The organism is Kitasatospora griseola (assembly GCF_044999035.1).
GTDB lineage: Bacteria > Actinomycetota > Actinomycetes > Streptomycetales > Streptomycetaceae > Kitasatospora > Kitasatospora griseola.
Genome location: NZ_CP173360.1, coordinates 2,089,182 through 2,114,704 on the forward strand (window position 1 = coordinate 2,089,182; position 25,523 = coordinate 2,114,704).

General features: G+C 70.5%; 25 protein-coding genes and 2 pseudogenes. 17 read left to right on the forward strand and 10 right to left on the reverse strand.

What is annotated here, in order from left to right; genetic code table 11:
- Positions 1–388: 388 nt before the first annotated feature.
- From ACI1MP_RS09460 to ACI1MP_RS09480, 5 genes are all read left to right on the forward strand, one after another.
- On the forward strand, positions 389–1,735 hold the full coding sequence (locus tag ACI1MP_RS09460; protein ID WP_404870783.1) for an APC family permease: 1,347 nt from the start codon (positions 389–391) through the stop codon (positions 1,733–1,735).
- 112 nt (positions 1,736–1,847) lie between these two features.
- Positions 1,848–3,071 carry an arginine deiminase gene (locus tag ACI1MP_RS09465; protein ID WP_404868330.1) on the forward strand — a complete coding sequence of 408 codons (1,224 nt, stop codon included), beginning with the start codon at positions 1,848–1,850 and terminating at the stop codon, positions 3,069–3,071.
- A gap of 23 nt (positions 3,072–3,094) precedes the next feature.
- Positions 3,095–4,099, forward strand: a complete 1,005-nt coding sequence (gene argF, locus ACI1MP_RS09470; protein WP_380338971.1) for an ornithine carbamoyltransferase — start codon at positions 3,095–3,097, stop codon at positions 4,097–4,099.
- Between the two features lie 2 nt (positions 4,100–4,101).
- Positions 4,102–5,046: a carbamate kinase gene (locus ACI1MP_RS09475; protein ID WP_380338969.1), complete on the forward strand. Its 945-nt coding sequence runs from the start codon at positions 4,102–4,104 to the stop codon at positions 5,044–5,046.
- Positions 5,001–5,645 (forward strand): hypothetical protein, encoded by a 645-nt coding sequence (locus ACI1MP_RS09480; RefSeq protein WP_404868331.1) that lies wholly within the window; start codon positions 5,001–5,003, stop codon positions 5,643–5,645. Before ACI1MP_RS09475 ends, ACI1MP_RS09480 begins: the two co-directional genes overlap by 46 nt.
- 562 nt (positions 5,646–6,207) lie before the next feature.
- Here the strand turns inward: ACI1MP_RS09480 and ACI1MP_RS09485 are convergent.
- On the reverse strand, positions 6,208–6,411 hold the full coding sequence (locus ACI1MP_RS09485; RefSeq protein WP_404868332.1) for a hypothetical protein: 204 nt from the start codon (positions 6,409–6,411) through the stop codon (positions 6,208–6,210).
- Positions 6,384–6,680 carry a hypothetical protein gene (locus ACI1MP_RS09490; RefSeq protein WP_404868333.1) on the reverse strand — a complete coding sequence of 99 codons (297 nt, stop codon included), beginning with the start codon at positions 6,678–6,680 and terminating at the stop codon, positions 6,384–6,386. The genes ACI1MP_RS09485 and ACI1MP_RS09490 overlap by 28 nt, the downstream gene beginning before the upstream one ends.
- Before the next feature lie 419 nt (positions 6,681–7,099).
- Here ACI1MP_RS09490 and ACI1MP_RS09495 point away from each other — a divergent pair.
- Positions 7,100–7,273, forward strand: a pseudogene (locus ACI1MP_RS09495) (transposase); the annotation flags it as partial.
- Positions 7,274–7,466: 193 nt separating this feature from the next.
- Positions 7,467–7,607: a hypothetical protein gene (locus tag ACI1MP_RS09500; RefSeq protein ID WP_404868334.1), complete on the forward strand. Its 141-nt coding sequence runs from the start codon at positions 7,467–7,469 to the stop codon at positions 7,605–7,607.
- A 107-nt stretch (positions 7,608–7,714) separates the two neighbouring features.
- On the opposite strand, the gene ACI1MP_RS09505 is transcribed toward ACI1MP_RS09500, so the two are convergent.
- From ACI1MP_RS09505 to ACI1MP_RS09515, 3 genes are all read right to left on the reverse strand, one after another.
- Positions 7,715–8,125, reverse strand: a complete 411-nt coding sequence (locus ACI1MP_RS09505; protein ID WP_404868335.1) for a hypothetical protein — start codon at positions 8,123–8,125, stop codon at positions 7,715–7,717.
- Positions 8,126–8,423: 298 nt separating this feature from the next.
- Entirely contained in the window at positions 8,424–10,127 is a 1,704-nt protein-coding gene (locus ACI1MP_RS09510) for a serine/threonine-protein kinase (RefSeq protein ID WP_404868336.1), read from the reverse strand.
- Positions 10,124–11,788: a serine/threonine-protein kinase gene (locus ACI1MP_RS09515; RefSeq protein ID WP_404868337.1), complete on the reverse strand. Its 1,665-nt coding sequence runs from the start codon at positions 11,786–11,788 to the stop codon at positions 10,124–10,126. The genes ACI1MP_RS09510 and ACI1MP_RS09515 overlap by 4 nt, the downstream gene beginning before the upstream one ends.
- Before the next feature lie 1,585 nt (positions 11,789–13,373).
- Here ACI1MP_RS09515 and ACI1MP_RS09520 point away from each other — a divergent pair.
- Positions 13,374–13,748 (forward strand): hypothetical protein, encoded by a 375-nt coding sequence (locus ACI1MP_RS09520; protein WP_404868338.1) that lies wholly within the window; start codon positions 13,374–13,376, stop codon positions 13,746–13,748.
- A 250-nt stretch (positions 13,749–13,998) separates the two neighbouring features.
- Entirely contained in the window at positions 13,999–14,478 is a 480-nt protein-coding gene (locus ACI1MP_RS09525) for a DUF5994 family protein (RefSeq protein ID WP_404868339.1), read from the forward strand.
- Positions 14,479–14,749: 271 nt separating this feature from the next.
- Here the strand turns inward: ACI1MP_RS09525 and ACI1MP_RS09530 are convergent, their stop codons facing one another.
- Positions 14,750–15,001 (reverse strand): hypothetical protein, encoded by a 252-nt coding sequence (locus ACI1MP_RS09530; RefSeq protein ID WP_380338923.1) that lies wholly within the window; start codon positions 14,999–15,001, stop codon positions 14,750–14,752.
- 196 nt (positions 15,002–15,197) lie between these two features.
- Between ACI1MP_RS09530 and ACI1MP_RS09535 the strand changes: the two genes are divergently transcribed.
- The gene (locus tag ACI1MP_RS09535; RefSeq protein ID WP_404868340.1) at positions 15,198–15,554 is read left to right on the forward strand and encodes a PRC-barrel domain-containing protein; all 357 of its coding nucleotides are present in this window, start codon (positions 15,198–15,200) and stop codon (positions 15,552–15,554) included.
- A gap of 29 nt (positions 15,555–15,583) precedes the next feature.
- A complete protein-coding gene (locus ACI1MP_RS09540) occupies positions 15,584–15,751 on the forward strand; it encodes a hypothetical protein (RefSeq protein WP_189278547.1) in 168 nt (55 codons plus the stop codon).
- A 57-nt stretch (positions 15,752–15,808) separates the two neighbouring features.
- On the opposite strand, the gene ACI1MP_RS09545 is transcribed toward ACI1MP_RS09540, so the two are convergent.
- Positions 15,809–16,054, reverse strand: a complete 246-nt coding sequence (locus tag ACI1MP_RS09545; protein WP_404868341.1) for a hypothetical protein — start codon at positions 16,052–16,054, stop codon at positions 15,809–15,811.
- Between the two features lie 680 nt (positions 16,055–16,734).
- Here ACI1MP_RS09545 and ACI1MP_RS09550 point away from each other — a divergent pair.
- On the forward strand, positions 16,735–18,585 hold the full coding sequence (locus ACI1MP_RS09550) for an APC family permease (protein ID WP_404870784.1): 1,851 nt from the start codon (positions 16,735–16,737) through the stop codon (positions 18,583–18,585).
- Positions 18,586–19,090: 505 nt separating this feature from the next.
- Here the strand turns inward: ACI1MP_RS09550 and ACI1MP_RS09555 are convergent.
- Positions 19,091–20,100, reverse strand: a pseudogene (locus ACI1MP_RS09555) (IS3 family transposase); the annotation flags it as partial.
- A 152-nt stretch (positions 20,101–20,252) separates the two neighbouring features.
- On the opposite strand from ACI1MP_RS09555, the gene ACI1MP_RS09560 reads away from it, so the two are divergent.
- A complete protein-coding gene (locus ACI1MP_RS09560; RefSeq protein ID WP_404868342.1) occupies positions 20,253–20,876 on the forward strand; it encodes a hypothetical protein in 624 nt (207 codons plus the stop codon).
- A 788-nt stretch (positions 20,877–21,664) separates the two neighbouring features.
- Here ACI1MP_RS09560 and ACI1MP_RS09565 read toward each other — a convergent pair.
- Positions 21,665–21,835, reverse strand: a complete 171-nt coding sequence (locus tag ACI1MP_RS09565; RefSeq protein WP_161801025.1) for a hypothetical protein — start codon at positions 21,833–21,835, stop codon at positions 21,665–21,667.
- Positions 21,836–22,978: 1,143 nt separating this feature from the next.
- On the opposite strand from ACI1MP_RS09565, the gene ACI1MP_RS09570 reads away from it, so the two are divergent.
- The 4 genes from ACI1MP_RS09570 (at position 22,979) to ACI1MP_RS09585 (ending at position 24,547) form a co-directional block, all read left to right on the forward strand.
- Complete coding sequence (locus ACI1MP_RS09570) at positions 22,979–23,263, forward strand: MerR family transcriptional regulator (RefSeq protein WP_229848671.1); 285 nt, start codon at positions 22,979–22,981, stop codon at positions 23,261–23,263.
- 114 nt (positions 23,264–23,377) lie between these two features.
- A complete protein-coding gene (locus ACI1MP_RS09575; RefSeq protein WP_229848661.1) occupies positions 23,378–23,515 on the forward strand; it encodes a hypothetical protein in 138 nt (45 codons plus the stop codon).
- A 168-nt stretch (positions 23,516–23,683) separates the two neighbouring features.
- Positions 23,684–23,851 (forward strand): hypothetical protein, encoded by a 168-nt coding sequence (locus tag ACI1MP_RS09580; protein ID WP_404868343.1) that lies wholly within the window; start codon positions 23,684–23,686, stop codon positions 23,849–23,851.
- 300 nt (positions 23,852–24,151) lie between these two features.
- Entirely contained in the window at positions 24,152–24,547 is a 396-nt protein-coding gene (locus ACI1MP_RS09585) for a hypothetical protein (RefSeq protein WP_043910289.1), read from the forward strand.
- Positions 24,548–24,986: 439 nt separating this feature from the next.
- On the opposite strand, the gene ACI1MP_RS09590 is transcribed toward ACI1MP_RS09585, so the two are convergent.
- Entirely contained in the window at positions 24,987–25,367 is a 381-nt protein-coding gene (locus ACI1MP_RS09590; protein WP_043910290.1) for an HPP family protein, read from the reverse strand.
- Between the last annotated feature and the right edge of the window lie 156 nt (positions 25,368–25,523).

Sequence of the window (25,523 nt, forward strand, 5' to 3'; positions counted from 1 at the left end):
GTCCGGTGACCTTCCGCACCTCGGGGGACCTCAGTCCCGGACCGGTTGAGCGCGCAGGTGGAAAAGGCCCTCGAAGGGGTGCGGCACGGGCGAACCAGCAGGTGGCGGCCGTTCGGTTCGAGACCTGTCACAGCGGCTGCCGGTCGGGAGGCGGGGCCTTCGGGCCGTTGCGGCTGGGACCGGTGACGGCACGATCAGGGACCGTCGGTCCCTGGGTTGCTTCGCCTCGCCGGTCGAGGATCTCCAGTGGCGGACGCCAACCCTCACCGCGTCCCGGCCCATCGCCCAAGGAGTTCAGATCATGTCTGCGCCCGACCGTGCAAGACCAGAAGCCGAGCCACCCGCGCAGGGGAACAAGACCTTCGGACTGCCTGCGGCGACTGCGCTGGTGGTCGGCAGCATCATCGGTACCGGGGTGTTCGCGCTGCCGTCCGCGCTCGCGCCCTACGGGCCGATCGCGCTGGTCGCGTTCGTGCTGGTGACCATCGGGGCGCTGGCGCTCGCAGTGACCTTCGGGCGGCTGTCGGAGCGGGTGCCGGGCAGCGGCGGGCCGTATGTCTACGCCCGGGAGGCGTTCGGCGAGTTCGCCGGCTTCCTCACCGCGTGGTCCTACTGGATCACCGCTTGGGCCGGCAACGCGGCGATCGTGGTCGCCTGGGTCGGCTACGTCGAGGTGTTCGTCAACAAGGGCCACCACACCGGGACTTCGATCGCGATCGCGCTGATCGGCCTGTGGGCGCCGGCGATCGTCAACCTGACCGGGGTGCGCAACATCGGCGCCTTCCAGGTGGTCACCACGGTGCTGAAGTTCCTGCCGCTGGCATTCATGGCCACGGCGGGCCTGCTCTTCGTCAAGGCGGGCAACTTCGGCGCCTTCAACGCGAGCGGCGGCTCCGCCATGGGCGCCATCTCCGCGGCGGGCGCGATCGCGCTGTTCAGCTACATCGGGCTGGAGACCGCCTCGGTGGCGGCCGGGCGGGTGCGCGACCCGCGGCGCAACGTGCCGAGGGCGACCATCTACGGCACGCTGGCCTGCGCCGCGATCTACCTGCTCGGCACCCTGGCCGTCTTCGGCACCGTGCCGCACGACCAACTCACCTCCTCCGGCGCGCCGTTCACCGACGCCATGAACAACATCGCGGGCGGCCACTGGGCCGGCAACCTGGTCGCCGCCGCAGCGATCATCTCCGGGGTCGGCGCGCTCAACGGCTGGACGATGATCTGCGCGGAGATGCCGATGGCGGCGGCCCGCGACGGCCTCTTCCCGCCCGTGTTCGCCGGCACCAAGGGGCGCAACGAGGTGCCGGCCTTCGGCATCGTCTCGGCGACCGTGCTCGCCTCGCTGCTGACCGTGGTCAGCTACACCCGGTTCACCAAGGTGTTCACCGAGATCGTGCTGCTGAGCGTGCTGACCGCGGTGATCCCGTACCTGATCTCGGCGGCCGCGCAGCTCTACTGGCTGGTGCAGCACGGCCGCGAGCAGCTCGATCGGCGGCGGCTGGTCAAGGACGTCACCATCACGCTGCTCGCCCTTGCCTTCTCCTACTGGTCGATCCAGGGCAGCGGCTACCAGACCGTCTACTACGGCCTGTTCACCGTCCTGCTCGGCATCCCCGCCTACATCTGGGTGGAGCGCCCGCACCCGGCCCACGGCACCGCCGCCAAGGCCGACCTCACTCCCGTCCCCGGCCCGGCCGCCAGGACCGGCCCTGCCGAGGCGCCGCCGCTGCCGTAGGCGGCCCGCACCGCCCGGCCTGCCCACCCTCCTGCGCCGCGCTCCGACCGCGCGTCACCGAGCACTCACCACCCCCGCAGTACTGACACTCCCTTGACGAGGAGAACCACCCATGTCCACCCTGCGTGTCGAATCCGAGGCCGGCCGCCTGCACCAGGTGATCCTGCACCGCCCTGGCCTGGAACTGTCCCGGCTCACCCCGCGCAACGTCGACGAGCTGCTCTTCGACGACATCCTGTGGGCCAAGCGCGCCCGCGAGGAGCACGACGCCTTCGCCCAGGTGCTGCGCGACCACGGCGTGCGCGTCCACCACTACGCCCGGCTGCTCGCCGAGACCCTGGAACTTCCGCAGGCCCGGGCCTGGCTGCTCGGTCAGGTCGTCAACCCCGCCGCCGTCGGCCCCGCGCTGGTCGACCCGCTGCTCGAACTGTGCGCGGACCTGGACGCCGAGACCCTGGCGGAGTACCTGATCGGCGGCGTCCTCAAGGACGACCTGCCGCTGCGCAGCCCGCACAGCCTGGTCTGGCACACCGTCGGCAGCCAGGACTTCGCCCTGCCGCCGCTGCCCAACCACCTCTTCCCCCGCGACAACTCCTGCTGGATCGGCGCGCGTTACAGCCTCAACCCGATGGCGAAGCCGGCCCGCCGACGGGAGACCCTGCACACCGCCGCGATCTACCGCTTCCACCCGCTGTTCTCCGAGACCGCCCCGCCGCTGCTCGACGGCACCACCACGCCGAGCGGCCTGAGCCTGGAGGGCGGCGACGTCCACGTCCTCGCTCCCGGCGTGGTCATGGTCGGGATGGGCGAGCGCACCACCCCGCAGGCCGTCGAGGCCCTCGCCCAGCAGCTCTTCCTGACCAACACCGCGCACCGGCTGATCGCCGTCCGACTGCCCGCCAGCCGGGCGTTCATGCACCTGGACACGGTGATGACAATGATCGACCGGGACACCTTCACCCTCTACCCGGGCCTGGCCGACCAGTTGCGCTCCTGGACGCTCACCCCGGCCCCCGAGCGGGCGGCCGGCTTCGACGTGCGGGCCGACACCGACCTCGCCACCTCGCTCGCCGAGGCCCTCGGCCTGGACAAGGTCCGCTTCCTGTCCGCCGACCAGGACGTGCGGGCCGCCGAGCGCGAGCAGTGGGACGACGGCACCAACTTCCTCACCCTCGAACCCGGGGTCGTCGTCGGCTACGAACGCAACACCACCACCAACACCTACCTGCGCAAGCAGGGCATCGAGATCGTCACCATCGCCGGTTCCGAGCTCGGCCGCGGCCGCGGCGGCGCGCGCTGCATGAGCTGCCCGATCCAGCGCGACCCCGCCAACTGACCACCGCCAAGAAAGAGTTCACCATGGACATCAACCTGAACGGCCGCCACTGGCTGCGCGAGCTCGACTTCACCGCCGCCGAGATCCACCACCTGCTCGATCTCGCCACCGAACTGAAGGCCGCGAAGCGGGCGGGCACCGAGACGCCGCGGCTGACCGGCCGCAGGATAGCCCTGATCTTCGAGAAGGCCTCCACCCGCACCCGCTGCGCCTTCGAGGTCGCCGCCGCCGACCAGGGCGCCACCACCACCTACCTGGGCCCGGACGGTTCGCACATCGGCCACAAGGAGAGCATCGCCGACACCGCCCGGGTCCTCGGCCGGATGTACGACGGCATCGAGTACCGCGGCTTCGACCAGCAGACCGTCACCGACCTCGCCCAGCACGCCGGCGTACCGGTCTTCAACGGTCTGACCGACCAGTGCCACCCCACCCAGAGCCTGTGCGACGTGTTCACCATGCGCGAGCACAGCGGGAAGCCGGTGGAGGAGATCTCCTTCTGCTACCTCGGTGACGCCCGCAACAACACCGCCAACTCCCTTCTTATGATGGGAAGTCTGCTCGGCATGGACGTGCGCGTCGCCGCTCCGCGCGAGCTGTGGCCCGACCCGGCGCTCGTCGACGAATGCCGGCGGCTCGCCCGGGACAGCGGCGCCCGGATCACCCTCAGCGACGAGGTCGAGGAGGCCGTGCGCGGAGCGGACTACCTCTACACCGACGTGTGGGTGTCCATGGGCGAGAACCACGCCCAGTGGCCCGAGCGGATCGCCCAGCTGCTGCCGTACCAGGTCAACGCCAAGACGCTGGCGGCGACCGGCAACCCGGACACCGCCTTCCTGCACTGCCTGCCCGCCCTGCACGACCGCCGCACCGACCTCGGCGCGGAACTCGCCGAGGAACACGGGCTCGACGGCCTCGAAGTCACCGACGAGGTCTTCGAGTCGCCGGCCTCGCTGGTCTTCGACCAGGCCGAGAACCGCATGCACACCATCAAGGCGATCCTGGTCGCCACCCTGGGGAGGGACTGATCATGCGCATCGTCGCCGCCATCGGTGGAAACGCCCTGCTCCAGCGGGGCGAACACCCGGACGCCGCCGTCCAGCAGCACCACGTCCACGAGGCCGGCCGCTCGCTCGCCGAACTCGCGCTCGCCGGCCACGAGGTGGTGATCACCCATGGCAACGGGCCGCAGATCGGCCTGCTCGCCGTGGAGAGCGAGACCGACCCGGCGCTGAGCGCGCCCTACCCGCTCGACGTGCTCGGCGCGCAGACCCAGGGCATGATCGGCACCCTGCTGGCCCGGGAACTCGCCGGCCGGCTGCCCGATCGAGCGGTCACCGCCCTGGTCACCCACACCGAGGTCGACCCCGGTGACCCCGCCTTCGGTCTGCCGGACAAGTTCATCGGGGGCCAACTGACCGAGGAGCAAGCCCGGTTGATGGAGCGCGAGCGCGGCTGGAGCTGCGCGCGGGACGGCGAGCGGCTGCGGCGTGTGGTGCCGTCGCCGCTGCCCCGAGAGATCGTCGAAGTGCCGGCCATCAGCACGCTGCTGACGACCGGGACGGTGGTGATCGCGGCCGGCGGTGGCGGCGTCCCGGTGGTCCGCAACCCCGACACCGGCCTGCTGCGCGGCGTCGAGGCCGTCGTCGACAAGGACCGCACCGCCGCCCTGCTCGCCGAACGGCTGGACGCCGACGCCCTGTTGATCCTCACCGACGTCACCCACGTCTTCCGCGGCTTCGGCACCGTCCGGCCCACGCCGGTCACCAGCGCCACCCCCGAGCAGCTGCGCCGACTCGACCTGCCGGCCGGGTCGATGCGCCCCAAGGCCGACGCAGCTGCCGAATTCGTCGAACACACCGGCAGGTTGGCCGCCATCGGGCCACTGGGCGACGCACTCGGCACACTCCTCGGCACCACCGGCACCACGTGCCAGAGTTCACCGTCGCCGGCCCGGTCGCATGCCTGGACCTGAGCGGCCGGCCGGCCTCGGCGCACGGCGGGACACCCGAAGCGCGGGCGCCCCGCCGCATGCCCCCGAAACAGACTGGGCATGAACGGGACAACATTCGGGACCAGGGCTTCCGTGTACACGAGCGGGATCGGCGACTGGCCGACCGCATCGCCGGAGATCCGGTCGGACGGGCCGGTCAGGAGTTGGGTGCCCCCGCCCGGCTCGGCGTCGACTTCGGCTTCGGTCGTAAGGGATCCGCCGTTCCGGATCCGGTGCGCCATCAGGCTGCGGAGGGCGCGAAGGTGGGGCGTCTCGCAGGGCAACGCGGAGATCGTCTCCCAGGTGCGGAGGACGACGCCGACCTCGCGGTCGGCCATGGTGACGTGGTGGATGTCCCGCCACGGGTGCGCCGAGCCGTCGACGGTCAACACGGCGGCGCTCAGAGCGAATTGGCCGTAGGTGACCGGCTCTCCCCGGTCGAGTCGCTCCTGGGCCCGCGGGACTTCGTAGGCCGCGAGCAGCTCGGCGAACCGGTCCACCTCCCGCTGCCCGAGGAATCCGAGCAGTTCGGTGCCGGCGGGGGAACGCAGCTCCAGGCAGTGGTGGTAGGAGGTTCGTGAACCGCTCCCCCGGCCACTGCTGCTCCTCAGGGCCCGCATGAACTCGAAGGGGACGACGTCCTGCCAGGCCTGGGGTTCGCAACCCCGCTCGGAGGCGATGGCCATGCCGGACTCGTACCCGTACACGATGGGCGCCCTGGCGGTGCCGCGTCTGTCGCGTCGGGCCGTGAGCACCACGACGGCCACCGCCGCGACAAGAAGGACGACTCCCACCAGGCTCGGGGCCGACCCGAAGCCCGTGGCCGCCACCAGGGCGACCCCGAAGACGATGAGCAGGACCGCGCCCATGCACCCGCCGACGAAGACGGCACTGCCCGGCATCTTCTTCCTGGCGACGAACGAACCGAACCCTTCCGCTTCGGCCACGCTCCGTACCTCCGGCGTGTCCTGCTCCGGCTCAGGTGCGTCACCGTCGCGACCAAGCCGAGCGAGGTCCCGTCCACCAGCCCCCACGCCGCCCCCGCGGCCGTCAGCGCGGAGAGCACGATGCCGACCCGCAGGAGCCTGTAGTCCTGGTCCGCCCTTCCCAGGTCTCCCGGGTGGGACGGGTCGACCCGCAACGTCACGGGAAGAGACCCCCGAAGTTGCCCGCGCCGAGGTACTCCCGCCCGTTCACGACGTAGGAGTAGTGGCACTTCTGCCCGTGCTCACCGGAGTCCTCACACTCCACCGTCAAGGCCTGGACCCGAAGCGTCGCGGTGTCGTCGAGGTCACGGCCGTGGAACCAGACGCTGACGGTCAGCGCGAAGCCACCGCCGCGACGCACAGCACCAGGACCCAGACGAAGGCGAGGACGGCGGTCGCCCGCCTCTTCACCTCGCCGGCCGGCACCTCGCGGATGCGCCGGGGCCACGCCACGGCCACCGCGACGAGGCCGAGGCCCGTGATCAGCCAACCGGCTTTCCACTGCGGCGAGAACCACGTCCCCGACGCGGTGGTGAGAGCCCCGGCCACCATCACGCACACCGCGGCCACCGCCGCACCGCGCACCGGACCCGGCTCGGCCGACTTCCCCGTACTTCCCTGATCGGTCACAGGATCTCCAAGGTGGGTGCGCATCGCCGGGCATTCGCGAGTGCCGCGAGTCGGGGTACCGATCTCAGGCGTTCAGCGCGACCAGGCGCAACGGGTCAGATTCCCGGCGGCTCTCGACTTGTCCTCGACCGCTTCGCCGCTCGCCCCAACGCCCCTCTGTCGTAAGGCAGTTGTGGCAGCCTGGCGCCCGGACAACAACGCGACTCCCCGTCACGGACGCTACTGGAAGCCATGCCAATGGTGGGGGTGGTTCCAATACCGGGCGAGTGTGAAGTCGCCCCCCGCGGCAGCGAAAGAGTCCTCCCGGACGACGGACGGGCGGCCGCGACGCGGCAGGCGATCGTCGAAGCTGCCGTAGCCCTCCTCGTCGCGGGCGGACCGGCGCCCGTGGCCGGGCCCTGGTCGGCCGGGAGCTCTACCTGCTCAAGTCCTGGGCCGCGGACCGGGACCGCTGCCGCGCGGCGAAGATCCCCGATGAACGGGACTTCCACGTCAAGGGCGACCTGGCCAAGGCCATGGTGCTGCGTGCGCTTGCCTCCGAGCTGCCCATCGCCTGGGTCACCGCGGACTCGGCCTACGGGCAGGAGGGCCGCGTCCGGCGCCTGCTCGAACAGTCCGGCGTCGGCCATGTCCTGGCAGTGCCCAAATCCCGGTTCGGCGTAGGCTGTCCACGCATCGACCGGCTGTTCGCCCAGGCCCCGGCCGAGGCTTGGGAACGGATCTCGTGCGGCAACGACGCCAAGGGCCCGCACGTCTACCACTGGGCGGCCGTCCCGGCTGCCCGCCGTGGCCGAGTACGACCACCAGGACGAGACCCAGGTCCGCCGGCGGTGGGCACTGGCCCGCCGCAGCCTGACCAAGCCCGACGAGATCGCCTACTACCTTGCTTACTCACAACTCGACACGACCGTCGAGCAGTTGGTGTGAGTCGCCGGAACGCGCCAGTCGGCCCTCGGTTGACCTCCATGACGGTGCGCACCTCCAGCGCGGACACCCGGGCGGCGTAGAGCAGACCCTGCCATCGTTCGGCGGCGTCAGCGGACGAAGATCCGGTGCGGGGTGTTCGTGGTGGTGGGCTGGTCGCGGTCCACGCGGACGCCCGAATAGGTCTTTGCCCCGTTGCGTACGCCGAAGCTGGTGGCCACGGCCAACAAGCCGGTCACGCCTGCCAAGCCGGCACCCGCGCCGCTGCCGCCGATGAGACAAGCGATGACAACAAGGCCGATCCCCGCCACGAGCAGGAGCCAGCCGAGCGTGCTGCGGGTCCGCTGCTTCTGCGCTGCGGTCGGCTCGGATTCCAGCACGATCCTGATGGGGACGCGGCAGTCTCCGCACACTACGTCGAGAACCACGAACCCCGTTTCCGGGCGTCGGCTCGCGCCGAGCGGGAACAGGTGCCACTGCGACCGATAGGTCGTGCTGCGCAGCCCCTCGGTGCGGGTCATGCTCGTTCTCGGCCCAGGCGAAACTGTGAGATCTCAGTAGGTACGCTCATGGATCTCGCTCCGTTCTCCCCGTGCACGGTCCCCCACAAGTCCGCGCGAGTCGCGATGCCGGCAGGCGCGCATGTACACGCAGAGGCCATCGGGCAACGCCCAGGCGGCGACCTCAGCCGCCGGCCGGCGGACCAGTGGATAAAGCACTTCGGCTGGTGATCCGTTGCCACACCGGGTCGACATGCTGGGACACCGCGGTGCGCTGCTGGCAGGGATCAACGAGATTGAGGGGTGACACGGGAGCGGTTCACACTCCCGCCGGGATGGCCGCCAGGGTCGCCCTCGCGACGTCCCGGGCCGACGCCTCGCAGTCGGGGTAGGTGTCGCGCTTCAAGTACACCCGGATCACCAGGTTGCCGGCGCGCACGTTGAGCTGGCATTTGGGGCCGGTGGTGGTGGCGTCGAGCCAGTCGGCCTGGTCGCCGAAGCCCAGGCCGGTCTCGGGCCGGTTGCCCGTCCCGGCAAAGTCCTGTTCGGCAGCCCGGGTGCCGTTCTGGGCGCGGGTCGAACGGAACATCTCCCAGGAGACGATGCCGCTCTCGGCCGGGACCGGATCGCCCTGGCTGAGGGGGGCCGTGGGGAACCAGTGACACTCGGTCTTGGCGTGGTTCCCGATGTTCGTATCCGACCCCTTGTCCGCCTGCAACTGATCCTTCATCGGAACAACGGGCGCCATCTGCGCGCAGGTCGGCATCGTGTAGTAGGCGTCGGGCGGTTCACTGCCGCCGCCTTTCTGACTGAGCATCAGGTAGCCGCCGATGCCGAGTCCGGCCGCGAACAGCCCGCCCACGACCCACCACCTGATCTGGCGTGGCGCGCGAGGACGGGGCAGTGGGGCGGGGAGGTCGGGCACAGTGCGCAGGGCGGTCGGCGGGGCGGCCGCGGTGGGCGGCGCCGGGTACTCGGCCCCGCCGCTCAGCAGCTGCTCGGCGCGGGCCCGCTGCGCCCCCACCATGAGCTGCAGTGGGGGGCGGGGAAGAGGCGGTGGGGTAGGGAGGTCGGGCACAGTGTGCAGGGCGGTCGGCGGGGCGGCCGCGGTGGGCGGCGCCGGGTACTCGGCCCCGCCGCTCAGCAGTTGCTCGGCGCGGGCCCGCTGCGCCCCCACCATGAGCTGCACGGCGGGTGGCCACGGCTCGGTCGATGGGGGCACCGGCCCAAGCAGGGCCAGTAGTTCGGCCGGCGTGGGGCGGTCGGCCGGCTGCTTGGCCAGGCAGCGCGCGACGATCCCGTGCAGGGCCGCCGGCAGGGCGGTCAGGTCGGGTTCGGCGTGCACGACGTTGTAGAGCGTCTGCAGGACGGACGGGCCGGCGAACGGGCTGTGGCCGGTCGCCGCCAGCACCAGCACCGAGCCGAGCGAGAAGACGTCGCTCGCCGCGGTCAGCTCCCGGCCGTCCGCCTGCTCCGGCGACATGAACTGCGGAGAACCGATCACCCAGCCGGTGCCGGTGAGCTCGGTGGTCTCCCGCCCCTCCGCCGCGCGCGCGATGCCGAAGTCGATGACCCGGGCCCCGTCCTCGGCGAGCAGCACGTTTTCGGGCTTGAGGTCGCGGTGGACCAGTCCGGCCTGGTGGATCTCCGTCAGGGCCGTTGCCAGGCCGACCGCCAGCCGGTGCAGTGCCGGTCCCGGCAGTGCGCCGGCCTTCCCGACGGCTGCGGCGAGTGACGGGCCGGCCACGAACACGGAGGCCAGCCAAGGCTGTTCGGCATCCGGGTCGGCGTCCAGTACGGCCGCCGTGTACGCCCCGGAGACCCGGCGGGATGCGGCCACCTCGCGCCGGAAGCGGGCCCGGAAGTCGGGCTCGGCCGCGTGCCGGGCGTGCACCAGCTTCACCGCTGCCGGGCGCCCGTCCGGTGTGACTCCGAGCAGCACCCGGCCCATGCCGCCCCGGCCCAGTTCGGCGAGCAGCACGTACGGTCCGGCCTGCCGGGGCAGTTGGTTCTCTCCGCTCACAGGGCCGCCACCGCCGCCAGGCCCTGGCGGGCCATGTCCTTGGCGAGGTTCTGGCAGACCGCCCCCCTCGGGTAGTGGACGCCCTTGACCATGATGAACATCTCCACGTTGACGTCCCGGACGTACAGCTCGCAGTTGGCGTGATCGGGGGTGGCGTACCACATGCCCTCCTCGCCGACACCGAGGTTCGGGTCGCGCGGGGTCTTGGCGCCGAGGTACATGCCCTCGTAATGCTGCTTCGCGAGTTGGGCACCGGTGAGGCCCCCCGGTCGGGAGAGGAAGAGGTTCCAGTCGACCTCGACCTCGTCGCCCGAGCGGCTGTTCCAGAAGCAGGAGTTCGCCGGATGCTGCTGCCCGCCCGGGCCGGGCTCCTGGCCCACGCCGTCGCTGTTGCCGCCGGGCATGCCGAAGTCGGCCGGAGCCTTGATGCTGCGGTCGGCCTGCGCGCAGGTGGGGAGGGTCTTGGTGTACTTGTCGGCGACCTCGGCGAGCGGGGTGCTGCCGGGCGTCGGCACGGGCTCGGGAGCCACCGCCTGGTACACCTTGTCCGGGTCGACTGTCAGCACCAGGGCCGCCACTGCGGCGAGCACCACGCAGGACGCGATGACGGGGACGAGCCAGCGGGGGCGACGGCGTGGGGCGGGGGGCGGCGCGACGGGGGCGGTCATGGTGGGGGCGGTGGCCACGGAGGCGGTCACCGCCGGAGCAGGGGCGGTCATGGTGGGGGCGGCGGCCACGGAGGCAGTCACCGCCGGAGCAGGGGCGACCGGGGGCGCGGCCTGCGCCAGCCGGGCCGCGGTGCTTCTCTTCTCTTCGATCTGCGCGTACACGCTCGCCGGCCACGGGCGTGCGGTCGGGGCCAGCGGGCCCACCAGCTCCAGGAGCTGACCGGACGTCGGCCGATCGGCCGGCTCGTTCGCCAGGCACGGGTCGACGATCCGGCGCAGCCCGGCCGGTACCGCGGCGAGGTCGGGCACGCCGTGCGCGACGGCGTGCATGATGGCGAGCGGCGAGTCACCGGCGTACGGGCTACGGCCGGTGGCAGCTGTGACGAGTGTGACGCCGAGCGAGAAGACGTCGCTCGCCGGCCCCGGCTGCTCGCCGCGCACCTGCTCGGGCGACATGAACGCGGGCGAGCCGATCACCGCTCCCGTGCGGGTGAGCACCGTCTCGTGGTCGGCGGCGCGGGCGATCCCGAAGTCCACCACCCGGACGCCGTCGGCCGTCAGCAGGACGTTCGACGGCTTGAGGTCCCGGTGCACGAGCCCGACCCGGTGCACCTCCGCCAGCGCCTGCGCGAGCCCGGCAGCGAGCAGGCGCACCGTCTGCTCGGGCAGCGCCCCGCCCGCCTCCAGCGCCTCGGCGAGGGTCGGCCCGGCGAGGAAGAGCGAGGCGAGCCAAGGGGTGGGCGCATCAGGGTCGGCGGCGATGACCGGTGCGGCGTACGCCCCGGAGACCCGGCGGGATGCGTCCACCTCCCGCCGGAAGCGGGAGCGGAACCCGGGGTCCTCCGCGAGGTCGGCGTGCACCCGCTTGATGGCGACGAGCCGCCCGTCCGGCGCCACCCCGAGCAGCACCTGCCCCATACCGCCCTGTCCGAGCACCCCGGCCGTGCGGAACGGTCCGATGTGCGTCGGGTCGTGAGATGCCAGTGATTGCACGCCAGGTCCCCCTTGCCCGCGAGTCTAATACCTTGCCGGTTGGCCGCCTGCTCGACGGGTCCCGATCAGGCGGCCAACTCCCTTCACGCAAGGCGAAGTTGACCCCCAAGCGATTGACTCGCGCGGTTCGCGCGTCCTGACGGAGGCCCAGGTGTCACCTCGGCCAGAGATGTCCAACTCCGTCCACATGCGTCCACCGGCAGCCAAAACAGCTGGTCCCAAAATGGTCCCAACGCCCAGCAACGACCACGGACACGCCGAGCAACAGCACTCCAGCCACCACCTGTGGCATCCCGCTGACGCCACCCGAGACAACGGCCTGCAGCGTCGCCTGCAGCGGGGCATCCGGGAGCGGATCAGAACCGCCTACCCGCCGACCACTCGCCGTGCTCTTCCGATCGGCGTTTCGTCCTGCGCATGTCGCCGCCGGCCAACCAGGGCTCGCTTCGCGCCCTGTTTCGCACGCTCTACCGACACGCCGAACGAGGTGGCGAACCTTGGCGCCAGAGAGCACCGAGTGCGAGGAGGGGTCCATGGGACAACGTCCCCAGCGGGGCAGGGTCTACCGGCGATGCGGCTGCTCGGACAGCAACGGCAAGCAGCTCGGGCCGTGGTGTCCGCAGCTGGCCGCGGACGTGAAGCACGGGAAGTGGACGTACTGCGTCGACCTCGCCCCCGACGAGGGACGGCGCCGAGGCCGCCGGCCGGGCGGGTTCGCCTCCCGCGCCGAGGCCGCACGGGAGATGGCCGCGGTCCTGGACGGCGAACTGCGCGGAGTGCATGAGAACCGGCGCACCACGGTCGCGAGCTTGGACCCCTGCGCCCCAAAAAAGGCGGTCCCCGCATCACTGCGGGAACCGCCTTTCCGGCCTGTGCAAACGTAACGCCGGCCGAAGCAACAGGATCCAAATCTGCGAGCCCCCGCCCCCGTCACCCTATGATCTTCCCGCCGAAAGGGCGGACATTTTTGCGATCACGAGTCGCAGATTCAGGGATCCTGCCTCAGTGATCTGCATATTCGCCTCCTCGCGATCGCCCTACCGGTGACTTATCCCGGCAGTGTCCAGAATACTCCGCACTGCGCGAATTCGAGGCCTCCATGCACATAAATAATTATTCAAAAATTCCCACGCGCGACGTTTAGTCAGAAAAGTCACCCAAGGGATACCCTGCGTTGCACCCCACGGTGACAAGATCCATCCTGACTGAGGTACCGCAGCAGGGCCTCGGCAAAGTCGCAGGATGTCCGCTTCGTGATCCTGTGAGTCCGAGGAGGTTGAGTGCGCGGGTCGCGTCGCGGGCGTTGCGGCGTAGGCCGGCTGCGATGTTGCGGACACCGTCGAGTCGTAGGGCGCCGATGGAGAGGTTGCGCCAGGTGGCCATCGTGCGAGGCCTCCTCGGTGAAGGTCACGTTTCGCACGTGGTGCAGGGGCTCCACCTGCCGGTGATCACGTACCGGTCTCGCGAGTTGGACGGCGGTGACCTGCGCCGCAGCCAGGCTGGTGACCGCGGGTCTTCACCGTGGCTTTGCCGGTCTCGCGGTCCACTCGGGAGCGCTTGATAGCGATGCTTATAGGCTGGTTCCGTGGAATACAGGGAACTCGAAGCGGACATTCTTCAGCTGATCATCGGAGCCAGCGAGCACAGCGTTCGTGTCTTCGGGGAGGAAACAGTCACCCGCCTGGTACGCCCGGAGCTGCTCCAGCATGCCGCCGAGGACGAGCTCACCCAGGATGCCTGGGCGGCGCTCACCACCGCCCGCAAGAACGTCTTGACGATCAGCGCCGCCGAGCTCAGTGGCCAGCTTGCGACGATCGATGACGGCATCCTGGCCGATGGCGACCTGGACGGTGGGATCCTCACCATCGTCAACGCACTCGCACACTGGAAGGACTACCTGGAAGAGAGACGGCGCGGTGAGCTCTACGAGCTCGCCATCCGCTCGATCGAAGACGGCTGATCTGAGCCCGAATCCACCGGCTGATCGCCGGTGCGGGCGGGGACCGGAACGAAGAGATGCCTTGTGACCTGCGATGATGTGAGTTCTTTACGCTCCATCAGCACAATCAGCAAGGCATCTCGTAAGTGCAATCCTCTCACGCCACAACGGCCGTCTCCGCCGCGTTCGACGACCGTCCACGGCTTGCGGATTACTGCGGTGCCGTGGCGGCAGCAGGCCGTCCAGAACAAACCCGAGGCGGGTGTTCGACATGACCGCGACCTCCGATCCCACCGCCGCCCAGCCACCAGAGCCAGAACCGCCGGTCCGCATCTCCCTGACACCCGAGGGCGCCACCCGGGGCCGGCTGGACGGGGCCTGGTGGCCGCGCTCGCACGACCTCCCGCGCGAGTTGCCCCCGCTGGCGGCAGCACTGGACCCCACGTGGGGGAAGATCACCCGTGTCACCGTGAACCCGACGCACTGGCCGGTCATCCCCCGGCGTGTCCCGGTCGAAGGCCACGTCATCCACGTCGGGTGGTTCGAACAGGAGCAGGGCGCGGACGAGGTGATGGTCTGCTCCTTCATCCCCCTGCGCCTGGAGCTCCTGGTGATTCCCCCCCCCGAGGCCGAGACCTCTGCCGCCGAGTGGCTGATGACGGCGGCGTCCGACCCGGCCAACACCCGTACCCGCACCGACCTTCTGACAGCCGCAGGTGTGCCGACCACAGGCCCACGGGCCGACGGATGACAACGATCACCAGCGGACGACAGCATGCGGTTCACCGCCGGCCCCGCCCCTGGCTTCCGCCATCCGCGCACTGCCGCCCGACGGTACCCCGGATCGTGCGGGCAGGTGCGCGGACGCCGCCCCGACATGTCCCACCGCGCGGCCCCATGAAGCCCCGCTCTCGGCGGCCTCGCAGTCGATGACCGGAGCCCTCCCGCGCTGGATGGACATCCGGTGCAGGCAACGGGGATGCGGCGAGCCGCGACCGCCCTCATGACTGCAACTGATCCCGCTACTCGCGTGACCACTCCGTTTCGGCCTGGGGCTCACCGATGGAGTGCCGTCCCTCCCATGCCCGGATTCTGATCGCCCGGGGTCCGGGAGCGGGGCTCGACAGCGTGCGGACGAACACGTCCCGCAGGTGGTTGGCCGCCTGCTGAGGCGGCCCGTCGTATTCCAGAGGGTTCGGCATGGGAACGCCGTCCTGCTGGGACCAGCGGCCGTCGTCATCCTGCGTCTCGAGAATCCACCGGTAGTACCGCATCCTGGCCTCCTGCGACGACGGGCCTGTGTCAGAACACGACCGTAGGGGGCCCGGCAGACCGCCCGCGACCGGACGACTTCCACCCCGCCGCGTGCCCGATCGTCGCGCCGAGTCGCCGCGCCGGCGCACCGGGCGGGTGCGGCGCGCACGCCCCCGATGGAGAACGGGAGATGCCCACAGACCTCGGAGGTTGCCGGTGTTCGAAGCAGGTGACATCCGGGAATGGCGCGGCCACGGTGTGCTCGACGTCGACCGCCACAAGATTGGCACGCTGGAGTCCGTCTACGTCGACACCGCGACCGATCAGCCCTCGTTCGCGACCGTCACGGTCGGGCTCCCCACACGCCGCCGCCTGGTCTTCGTCCCCCTCGCCGACGCGCGGGTCGGGCCAGGCCGTCTGCAGGTCGTCTGGCCCAGGAGCCAGGTCAAGAAGGCGCCGGCAATCGGCACCGACAGCGTGCTCCCGGCCGAGGACGAGGCAGCGATCTTTGCCCACTACGGACTGGACTACGCGCAGGGCGCGGGCGGCGAACGCCGCCTGGCACGCCGATAGGCCCCCGCCGGGCCCGGAGGAGACCGGAGATGGCACTGGTGCTGTTCCTGATCATCCTGGCGATCGTGCTCGGCATCGTCGGCGTGGTCGCCCACGGGCTGCTCTACCTGCTGTTCATCGGCATCGGCGTACTGATCATCGCCATCGTCATCTCCGCCGTCCGGTTCCGGCACGGCGGCCGCTCCCCCAACCGCTGAGACACCCACGCGCATTCACCGTACGGGTACGCGGCGGATGCACTGACAGTCTGCGGGTCAGTAACCGGAACCGCTTCGCACATAGGTGCCCGCGACCTGGAGCCACGCCACGGGGCTGAAGTGCGCCTCGACCACATGCGGAGTGTCCTCGAAGACGCGCGGGATCCGCAGCGCTCCGCTCGGGTGCAGGTCGTACTCGTACGTGACGCCACCGGGTTCGTCCTGGTACTGCATGTCCAGCGGCCCCTTGGACGGCTCCGCCGGCGACCGGGCCTCGGCCGAGAGTTTCACATAGACGGACATGTCTCCGTCATGCTTCTTCCAGTGGCCCTCCCGGTCGTACCCAGCGGCGCAGCGGTCAGGGCGCTTCGCCGGGAGGCTCGCAGGTGATGCCGGTGGCCGTGAGGATCTGGCGCGCCGAGTCGGTGCCGTCAGCCTGAGTGCAGCGCCGGCGTGCTGCGATGCCCGAAGGCACGAGGCCGAGCTGCACGCGCGTTCGGATGAGGTAGGGATGCGCCGCCCGCCGTGCCGAGCAGGCTGGCGGCCCGGCGTGTGTCTTGACCCCACAGGGGACGCCGTGCGTAACACTGTGTGCTGTGTCGAGTACGAGCCGGGGCGGCAATGGCGGCGTGCAGGAGGGCGGCGCGCCGAGCCCCGACGCTCTGCTGCCGGCGCTCGACGCGGAGCAGCTCGGGGTTTTGCGCCGGGTGGGGCTTGCGTGGGGCCGGGTTGCCGGGGATCCGCAGGTGTGGCGGCGGGCGCTGCCCGTGGATCCGGATTTCGGTCGTTATCCCGCTCCTTCGGAGATCCTGCCGGTCCGCTTCGGTCGTTTCGTGCGGGTGGCCACGGTTGGCGGACGACCGCCGGCGGCTGAGGCGACCGGCGAGGACACGCGGACTTCCCGGCCCGGCCGGGTCGGTTCCAGGGTGCGGCACGTGCTGTTCGGGGCTCCGCTGAGGAGCACCGCGATCGCGCACGAGCGGATGCGCAAGCTGGTGGCGTTGCCGGTGCTCTCCGCCGACGCGCTCTCCTCGGTCGCGTATGGGCCCGAGGCGATGCTGGCCGTCCTCGTTCTCGCCGGTGCCGCCGGATTGCGGTACACGGTGCCGATCGCCGTGACGATCGTGTTCCTGATGCTCGCGGTCGGGGTGTCGTACCGTCAGACGATCCGCGCCTATCCGCACGGCGGTGGTTCGTACATCGTCGCCACCTCGAATCTGGGCCGCGTTCCCGGGCTCGCGGCCGCTGCCGGCCTCATGACCGACTACATCCTCACCGTCGCGGTCTCGATCGCCTCCGGGATGGCGGCGGTCACCTCGGCGATCCCCTCGCTCCAACCCGACATCGTGCCGATCGGCATCGTCGTGATCGCCGCGCTGCTCGCCGGGAACCTGCGCGGCGTGCGGCAGGCGGGTGCGCTGTTCGCCGCACCGACGTACGCCTTCGTCATCGCGGTCCTCGTACTCGTCGCCGCGGGTCTGTCCGACGCGGCCGGCCGCGGGTTCCACCCGACGGCGACACCACAGCTGACCGCGACCGAGAGCGTCAGCCTGCTCCTGGTCCTGCGGGCCTTCGCCTCCGGCTCGACGGCGATGACCGGCATCGAGGCGATCTCCAATGCGGTGCCGGTCTTCCAGCCGACCGAGTGGCGCAACGCCCGCACAACTCTGGGCTGGATGGTCGGCCTGCTCGTCGCGCTGTTCGCGGGCACGATCGCTCTGGTCCATCTCGATGGCATCGTGCCCAGCGCGAACGAGACCGTGCTGTCACAGCTCGCCCACCGCACCTTCGGCTCAGGCTTCCTCTACGTCTTCACCCAGGCAGCCACCGCCGCGATCCTGCTCCTCGCCGCCAACACCGCCTACAACGACTTCCCCCGCGTCCTGTACCTGCTGGCCCGCGACCACCAGGCGCCGCGGATCTTCCTGAGACTGGGCGACCGCCTGGCCTTCAGCAACGGCATCATCCTGCTCTCCGTCGCGGCGGCGGCGATCTACGCGGCGTTTGGCGGCAAGACCGGCCCCCTGATCCCGCTCTACGCCGTCGGCGTCTTCCTCGCCTTCACCCTGTCGCAGACCGGCATGGTCGTGCACTGGTGGCGCCTGCGCGACCGCCACTGGCGCAAGAGCCTGGCCTTCAACGCCACCGGCGCCCTGCTCTCCGCGATCGTCTTCATCACCGCCGGCATCACGAAGTTCACCGAGGGCGCCTGGTTCGCCGTGCTCACGGTGGGACTGTTCATCCTGGTGACGACACGAATCCGGCACCACTACGACACGGTCCGCGCAGCAGTCGCCCTGCACCCCCACGCCGTCGAAGTCCCCAGCCACACCATCACACCGCCGGGCCCGGGGACCGGCCCACCACGCGCCACCTGGCCCGAGGCGCCGTCCGAGGCCCAGGCAGAAGCGGAGAGCGAGGAGACCCCGGAGGAGATCCACCCGCTGTCGATCGTGCCGATCGCCACACTGGACCAGGCCGGCATGCGCGCCCTCGCCTACGCCGCCTCGCTCCAGCAGCCCGTCCTCGCGCTCCACATCAGCTCCAGCGCGGACGAGGCCCAACGCTTCCGCGAGTACTGGAACCTGTGGGGCGACCACCTGCCTCTGAAGATCGTCCTCTCCCCCTATCGCGCGATCGTCGCACCACTGGTCAACTACATCGAGTCGCTGCACCACCAGCGCCCGGACCTCACCCTGACCGTCATCCTCCCGGAGATCGTCGTGCGGCACTGGCGCCACCGTCTGCTGCACAACCGACTCGCGGCTCGGCTACGGAGGGCACTGCGCCCCCTGCCGAAGGTCGTCGTCACGACCGTCCCGTTCCACGTGTAGCGCAGCGGCGCACCGAGCAACCCGCTGTTGTCCCACCGCGCACAGCAGCGAATCCGCTTCGTCGGGCCACCGGGACGCTTCCACGTCCGTCCGGGAGAAGCCGACCCTCTGGAAGGGCGGGCGCAACGGACAGCCGGCCCCGGGCCGACCGGGGCACGGAGGTGGACACCAAGCCCCTCGGGCGGGCATGACAGGGCTCCAGTGATGAACCCGGGATCGAACTCGGACAATCAGGTCATGGCAAGCCTTGAGGCGGAACCCGGAACGGTGCATCTGGCCCACGGGGCCGGATACGTCAGCCCCGGCGTTGCGATCGGCGAATCGGTCGATGCATTATCCGTATCGACGAGCGCGGATGGGTGCACGTTACTCAGACGGACGGGTCTCGGGCGTCGTTCCCGCCGCATGCAGTAGAACGCATCAACTGGGGCGAGCCCGGTTCCTAGACACGAGACTCCCAGCCTTGCCGTGGGCGGGGGCTCCCCCCGAGGTGTGGACACCAGTGCTATGCGGCGAGTGCCAGCGTAGCTGATCGTTGTTCGAACTCGATCGGGCTGAGGTAGTTCAGCGCGGAGTGCCTTCTGCGGGTGTTGTAGCGGGTGATCCAGCGGAAATCCGCCAGGCGGGCGGTACGGGCTCCGGGCCGGCGCTTCGCGCCTTGGAGGGTCTCCCGTTTCAGCGTGGCGTCGAACGCCTCGGCGGCGGCGTTGTCCGCGCTCGTACCGACCGCGCCGCGGCTCCTGGTGACGCCCAACTCGCGGCAGGTGTCGGCGAATTCCTTGGACACGTACTGGGACCCGTTGTCGCTGTGGAAGACCGCGCCGTCCAGTCTTCCGCCCCGGGCGGCGGCCGCCGCCTTGAGCGCGTCCGTGACCAGCTCGGTCCGCATGTGATCTGCGATCGACCAGCCCGCCAGGCGCTTGGAGCACAGGTCCAACACCGTTGCCAAGTAGAGGAATTGTCCGTCACCGACCGGGAGGTAGGTGATGTCCCCGACGTAGCGGGTGTTCGGCGTCGGCGCTGTGAAGTCGCGCTTGACCAGGTCCGGAACCGGTACTGCCGAGGGCTCGGGGACTGTGGTGCGGACCTTCTTACGCAGGTGCACGCCGACGATGCCCCGCTCGCGCATGACGCGCTCGACGCGCTTGCGGTTGACCCGGCGCCCGGCATGCCGCAGCTCGGCGGTCACCCGCGGGCTGCCGTAGGTGCCGTCCGTCTCGGCGTGGATCGCGCGGATCCGATCGGCGAGCTCGTCATCGGCCCGTCCTCGGGCCTCACGGGCCGGCGCGGCGGCCAGCCACCGGTAGAACCCGGACCGGGAAACCTCCAGTACCCGGCACAGCCGCTTCACCCCGAAGGTGTCTCGATGGTCCTCAACGAACTGGAAGCGACTCATCACCAGTTCGTCTCTCCGGCGAAATACTTCGCCGCCCGGCGCAGGATGTCCCGCTCCAGCTCAAGCTCCCGTATCCGGGCCCTGAGCTGCTTGTTCTCTTACTCCAACACGGTGCCGGAGCCTACCGGGGCGCCCCGAACCAACTGCCGGAGGGGCGCGGTGGCTGCTCACCGAGGCGTTCCAGGGGACGAGCGCCTTCCTGGACTTCGACGACCTGCCGGCCGTAGCGCCGAGGAGCGACGACCCCTGGGGCCGAATGGACTCTTCTTCCTTGGACCAGGAGCCGGTCCTGACGCAGCGCACCTGGTTCAGCGAACTGATCAGCCGTGCTGCGGAGATCCGGCAGTTCACCGAGCCGCGCCCCTACTGGCCGCAGCGCAAAGCGGTCTCCGGCTTGGTATCTGCCGCACACCCGGACGCGGTTCGGCTCGGCTTCGCCCGACTGGTAGCGGAGTTGGAGGGCAGGGGTTACCTGGTCGAGCACTTCGGCGAGGAGTGCGTCGATGCCGACGAGGTGCTGTCCGATCCCTCCGACGTCCTGGAGCTCGCGGACCTCGGCGCGGCTCAAGAGTGCGCCGGTCTTGCCGGCCGCGACGCCGTCGCGGTGCAGGACCGGGCCGAACTCGGAGTCCAAGGGCGGGTGGTGGAACTCGGCGACCAGCTCGACTTGTTCTGTGGGCCGGTCGCAGGGTCGGTGACGTTCATCCAGGTGGAGGTCAGCACCTGCTGCACGACCTCCACCGTGCATCCGGCGGCTTCGTACGCGGCCGCCGCCGCGGCCACCGCTGCTGACATCTCCTGCGTCGCCCGGTCGATGGACGCGAAGAGGTCGACGTCGTCGCTCACCCTGTCCACGACGCGAGAGCCTGGACCGCGTAGCCGCCGGCGAGCGTAGCCGTACTCCGCGGCCAGGGCGTCCAGGCCGGTCCTGATCAGGCGGAGGTGTCGTTCGTCCACTACGCCGCTGCCACGCGGGGCCGAGTTCGGGGAAGCGGGCCTGCCAGAGTGTGCGCAGTTCGCTGGGCAGGAACAGCTCCGGCCAGATCCGTAGCAGCGTGGCCCAGTCCAGGTGGTCGTGGAGGTTGGCGGACGACTGGGCCTCGCGGATCACCCGCTCGTACATGAGTACGAGATCGGCCGGATCGGTGAGGTTGTAGGTGTAGGGCGGGCCCCAGTCCAGGTGCCGGGGCAGCACGACCGGGCCGGACGTGGGACCGGCCAGCCGGTCCAAAGACGCCAGCGGTGCGTACGGCTTGGCCACCGCGTACCTGATACGGCCCTACCCTGCCGCACCGGCAGCGGACGGCGCAGGCTCCTCCTGCTCGTCGGAATCGGAATGGAGGATGTCGAGGAGGCCCTGGGCCGCCCAGTCAGGGAAGGTCACCGCCGGTGGAACCGGCAACCCGGCGGCTCGTAGCAGGGCTTCTTCTTCGTGAATGTCCAGGGTGTTCCAGAGGGGTGTGTCGTCGTCGAGGAGGTCCGGGCCGGCCAGGATCGCCAGGTGGCGCTCGGCGGTAAGGGCGGCGTGGCAGCGGGAGCCGGAGGCGGTGATCGCCTGGCGGTAGCTGTGGGTCGACGACGTCGCTGGCGGTGAGGTTCCAGATCCGGGAGAGCCCTGATCACCGGCTGTCCTCCTAGATGAACCAGCCGGTCGGCATTCGGGATGCTGCAGGCGGGCCGTGGCTACCGCGGGCGCCGGTTGCGGTGTCGGCGGGCCGTGTCGAGGGCGTCGCGGAGTGCGGGCAGGTCGGCGATGGTGACCTGTTCGGCCAGGCGTGCAAGAAGCCGGCGCAGGGTTCGTTCGTCGTGGTCGCGGACGGCTTCGGCGAGGGCGGTCAGCAGGGGCTCTCGCATATGGGGGACGGATGTACGAGCCGTCGGCGTGTCCCAGGTTCCTTCCACGTTCACACTCCTGCGCGTTGTCCCTGGTCGCACCGGCATGTTCCGACCCGCGCGCGGGCCGAAGACTATCTCCCCTTCGAACACTGAAAAATCTATCCTGGCCGGAGTAGACATTGCCGTCTGGCGTGACTAGTGTTTCTCTCGTAGCCAGGCAGTCGAAAGGGCTCGCCAGACACGAACTGGCGGGATTTACAGAAGTTCGCAGGTCGGTGCGGTTGCGGTGTGCTGAAGCCAGGGTTGGTGCAGGACGGCGACAGGACTGGCGACCGGACCGGGCGGCCCGCAGTGATCAGGGGCCGTCAACGAGTGGTACCGCAGTGAGTAGGGCCAGCGGGACCGATGTGCGCGCCGGGCAGGTGGGCGTGGAGCAGTGACGCAAGAACCGGTGCGGCGGCGGAGTCACGGAGCCAAGGGCAGGTGCAGGATGGCGACGGGACTGGCGGCCGTGCCAGGTGGCCCGCAGTGATCAGGGGCCGCCAAGGAGCGGTACCGCGGCAAGGTAGGTCAAGTTGATCCGCAGTCACCAGTAGGTGAAGCAAGCAGGGTCTCAGCAAAGGCGCCGGACTGCGGGCGCGCGTGCTGGGAAGTCCGGCAGTGGGGTACCGAAGCCGAGCAGTGGAGCACAACGGGCGACGGGGCCGGCCGCCGGACCGGACGGTGAGCCTCTTCGGTCACCACGGCAGTACCGAGCAGTGCCTGTGCCGAACCGGCAGTACGCGGTACCCGCAGTTCGCAGGATGTCAGTTGACGCAGAGGAAGAACGGAGGGCGCACGCGCCATCAGGATCGCCCGGCCCGTGAGATGAAGCAGCTCTCGTCCGGGCGGACACCGCAGACCCCTCGCAGCACGAAGGACGGTGGTTTCCGGTCACGCATACGCGATCCCCGCGATCATCCTCCCCGGAGGATTCGCGGACACAAGGACCGGCCCAGGGCCGGTAGATGGTGAAATTCCCTTCGGGGCCCCGGTGCCGTACGGCTCCGGGGCCCCTCCACGCGTTCTTGGAACCCCACTCGAAGAGGTGCAGTGACCACGACCACCAACCGACCAACCACCGCAAGCAGCTTCGACGACGATGACTACCCCGCCTACACCATGGGCCGCGCCGCCGAGATGACCGCCACCACCGCCGGCTTCCTGCGCGCCCTCGGCGAACACCGCCTCATCACCCCGCTGCGCTCCGAAGGCGGACACCGCCGCTACTCCCGCTACCAACTACGCATCGCGATGCGCGCCCGCGACCTCGTCGACCAGGGCACCCCCATCGACGCGGCCTGCCGCATCATCATCCTCGAAGACCAACTCGAAGAAGCCCTGCGTATCAACGAGCAGCTCCGCGCGGGCCACCCGGACCAACAGCCGCCGGCAGCCGGCACTTGACCCGGGGACCGTCGCTCTCTCTTCCTGCCCCCGCCGGCTCTCCGGGGTGTGAGTGCGGGGCCGGACGGGGGGTACGAGCAGGCTGCAGCTCTGGCTGCTGCGAGGGAGGTAGCGGTGCGGCAGATGGCGTGCGAGAGCGAGAGCCGGTCCCTGGAGGGCCGTCCGGAGCTGTCGATGACGGTGTTTGTCGGCGGTGAGCCGCTGGCGTGGGCCCGCCGAAGCGCCCGGGACTTCCTGGCCCGGGCGCGTTGACACCCGCGTGGTTGCGGTCTCGGGGCGGGTGGTGGACACGGTTCAGCTGGTCGTCTCCGAGCTGGTGACCAACGCCCGCAAGTACGCGCCGGGGGGTGCCTGCTGGAGCTGACGATCACCGACAGTATCGGGGAGATCAGCGTGTGGGATAGCGAGCCCACCGTCCCCATGGCACAGGTCCCTGACCCGGCCCGCATCGGCCGCCACGGCCTGGAGAGCGTGCTGGCCGTCAGCCTGCGCTTCGAGATCCTCCGCGAGATCGTGGGCAAGCGCGTCACAGCCACCATCGCACTCGCGGACGGCCCCGCGGACAACCCGGCAGGTCGGGTGATGTGACCGGCCGACCAGCCGCGGCTCAGCGAGGCCGTCCGCCCACAACCCGCGCCAAAGCCCGACCACCATCCCCCTGGCCTTCGCCCGCCGTCGCGGTGCCCGTCCCACGGCGGCGGCTGCCCGGATGCGGGCGCGGCCGGGAGCCGGCACCCTGCGGTGCGACCGGGCGCGCTCACCCTCCACAGCCGCGAGCCGCCCGTACCTGAACGGTGATCGTGGCCAGCACGGCTCCCGCCTCGGATACCGTGTCCCTGCACGGGGTGCCCTAACGGATGTGGCGCCCCCTACGGAGGTAGCCAGCGTATGAGTTCCAAGCGCAGCCAGAATCCAGCCCTGCCCGTCCTCGACGACGCGTACCGGCTCGCGTCGGTCAAGGACACCGAAGAGTCCACCCGTGACTTGGCCGCACGGCTGGCCACCACCGAGCTGCGCCGCGCCTCCCACCCCGGCCGGGTCACCTGGGATGCCATCGATCAGGCCGATCCCGTACCGGCCCCGCCGACCGTGGTCGACGGTGACGGGGACCTGTGGCTGCGGGACCGGGGCGCCGGCACCTGGACCATGCCCGAATTCGACCCGAAGACGTTCCCGGCCCGCTGCGGCGAGGTCCTGACGTGGAACGAGCTTGCCCGTGAGTACGGCCCGCTGACGGCGCTGGCCAACGACCGCCACATCGGCGGCGGCGGCCGCCGCCGCTGACCGCGCCGCCCTCCGGGTTGACCGCACCCGGAGGGACACCGATGCGGCCCTGACAGTTGACGCTCTCCCCGACCGGGTTTCGAGGTGCTGTGTGAGCCGGCGGCCAAACGAACAACCGCCACGGGATCCCTGACTGGTGGTGCCCTGGGAGCAGGCCCCGGCAGCGGCCGACGCGGAGTACACCCGCTGCCCGGTGGGGCCGCTGACCAGCCGTCGGCCAGTTGTTCCCCGGTGCAGGCTGCCGCCCTGCACCGGGGGTGTGGTCGCGCCTTCTGCCCGGGGCCGGTGGGTTTCGCCGGCGAAGTCCGGTGAGTTTGCCCGGCTCGGCATGGTCTGTCCCGCCTCTTCGCCGCTTTCTCGCCTGTCGTCCGGGGAGACGGCCGTTTCACCGCAGGGCAGTCGGAAACTCGCCACGGGCGCGAAGCCCGGGCGTGCGCTGCTATGCGGTGAGCAGGCCGATGGCGTGGCCGTCGTGGTCGATGACCGGCCATGCGTCGAGGCCGCGCGAGCGCATCGCGGTGGCCGCGAGGGCTACGGGCATGGAGGCGGTGGCGAAAGGGCCGCGGTCGTGGCGGATGTCGCGGACCCGGGTGTGTTCGGTGTACCAGGAGCGGGCTTGGAACGGCGCGAGGTGCAGACGGGTCAGCAGCCCGGCGCAGCGCCCGTCCTCGTCGCGGACCAGCAGGTGGCCGGTGCCGGAGCTGAGCAGGACGTCCATCGCGGTGTCCGCTGTGGCGTCGTCACTGATCTGCAGGCCGGGAGGCTGCATGAGCTCCCCGACGGTGAGGTCTGTGCTCGGGCGCTCAAGGGTGGTACTCATGGGCAGTTCCTCTGTGTCGGTTCCGTCGGTGACGGCGGTGCTCTGGTCTGCGGGGCGGCGTGGGCGGGGTGTGCGGTCACCACGAGGTGCGGCGCTTCCTGCCACGCGGTGCGGGGTGCCCGTTCTCGGTGTGGGGGAGCAGGGGCACGCCCACTG

Coding starts and splice junctions, on each gene's coding strand:
- ACI1MP_RS09525 (WP_404868339.1), top strand. CDS start 13,999: ATGACCGCGACCTCCGATCCCACCGCCGCCCAGCCACCAGAGCCAGAA.
- ACI1MP_RS09465 (WP_404868330.1), top strand. CDS start 1,848: ATGTCCACCCTGCGTGTCGAATCCGAGGCCGGCCGCCTGCACCAGGTG.
- ACI1MP_RS09590 (WP_043910290.1), bottom strand. CDS start 25,367: ATGAGTACCACCCTTGAGCGCCCGAGCACAGACCTCACCGTCGGGGAG.
- ACI1MP_RS09565 (WP_161801025.1), bottom strand. CDS start 21,835: ATGCGAGAGCCCCTGCTGACCGCCCTCGCCGAAGCCGTCCGCGACCAC.
- ACI1MP_RS09475 (WP_380338969.1), top strand. CDS start 4,102: ATGCGCATCGTCGCCGCCATCGGTGGAAACGCCCTGCTCCAGCGGGGC.
- ACI1MP_RS09570 (WP_229848671.1), top strand. CDS start 22,979: ATGGGCCGCGCCGCCGAGATGACCGCCACCACCGCCGGCTTCCTGCGC.
- ACI1MP_RS09545 (WP_404868341.1), bottom strand. CDS start 16,054: ATGTCCGTCTATGTGAAACTCTCGGCCGAGGCCCGGTCGCCGGCGGAG.
- ACI1MP_RS09585 (WP_043910289.1), top strand. CDS start 24,152: ATGAGTTCCAAGCGCAGCCAGAATCCAGCCCTGCCCGTCCTCGACGAC.
- ACI1MP_RS09505 (WP_404868335.1), bottom strand. CDS start 8,125: ATGACCCGCACCGAGGGGCTGCGCAGCACGACCTATCGGTCGCAGTGG.
- ACI1MP_RS09530 (WP_380338923.1), bottom strand. CDS start 15,001: ATGCGGTACTACCGGTGGATTCTCGAGACGCAGGATGACGACGGCCGC.
- argF (WP_380338971.1), top strand. CDS start 3,095: ATGGACATCAACCTGAACGGCCGCCACTGGCTGCGCGAGCTCGACTTC.
- ACI1MP_RS09550 (WP_404870784.1), top strand. CDS start 16,735: ATGCGCAAGCTGGTGGCGTTGCCGGTGCTCTCCGCCGACGCGCTCTCC.
- ACI1MP_RS09580 (WP_404868343.1), top strand. CDS start 23,684: ATGGCACAGGTCCCTGACCCGGCCCGCATCGGCCGCCACGGCCTGGAG.
- ACI1MP_RS09540 (WP_189278547.1), top strand. CDS start 15,584: ATGGCACTGGTGCTGTTCCTGATCATCCTGGCGATCGTGCTCGGCATC.